Source organism: Staphylococcus sp. 510 (assembly GCF_057219715.1).
In genome coordinates, this window is record NZ_JBXVVK010000048.1 from 1 (window position 1) to 876 (window position 876).

Sequence of the window (876 nt, forward strand, 5' to 3'; positions counted from 1 at the left end):
CATCATTTTAACCATAGGCTCTTTTATTAATTTTATGTGTTAATTTTTAAAACCACTAAATTAAGTTATAAAATTTCTAACTCTATTTAAAGTTATATGAAACAAATTTAATTATTTTCTGTATAAAGTTTCAAATGCTTAGATGTTAATGTTTTATTTTCTTTAACAAAGTTTACAGGTAATCCACTAAATTGTACTTTTCCTCCATCTAAACCGGGACCTGGTCCTACATCTATAATCCAATCAGCTTCACACATTATTGATAAGTTATGTTCAATTAAAATAACAGTATTATTTTGTTCAATAAGATTATTAAAACAATTTATCAATATAGGAATATCAGCTTCATGTAAACCTGTCGTAGGTTCATCAAATATAAAAATACTATCTGTAACATCTTCATTTAAATATTGACCTAATTTAACGCGTTGAATTTCACCGCCTGATAAGGTAGATAGAGGTTGTCCAAGTGTTACATAATTTAATCCTGTTTTACTTATAGCTTGTAACTTAGACTGAATTTCATTCTCTTTATCAAAAAATATTATACCTTCATCAACAGTCAATTCAAGGAAATCAGCAATAGAATAGCCATTTATAGTCGCATTCAATACTTCTGGCTTATAACGTTTGCCGTGACACACTTCACATGTTTGTGAAAACTCACCCATAAATGCAAGTTCTGTTTCAATATAACCTTTACCACCACAATTAGGACAAGCCCCTTTTGAATTATAACTAAACATGGATTTATTTAATCCAGTTTTTTTGCTGAAAAAATTTCTGACTCTATCAAAAACACCTAAATAAGTTAATAAATTAGACCGATTGGAGCCTTGTATCGCTTTTTGATCCATAAATACTGCATTATCATTC

General features: G+C 28.5%; 1 pseudogene. It reads right to left on the minus strand.

The features are described from left to right. Positions 1 to 107 precede the first annotated feature (107 nt). Positions 108 to 876: pseudogene (locus tag AC2D8K_RS12575) on the minus strand (ATP-binding cassette domain-containing protein); the annotation flags it as partial.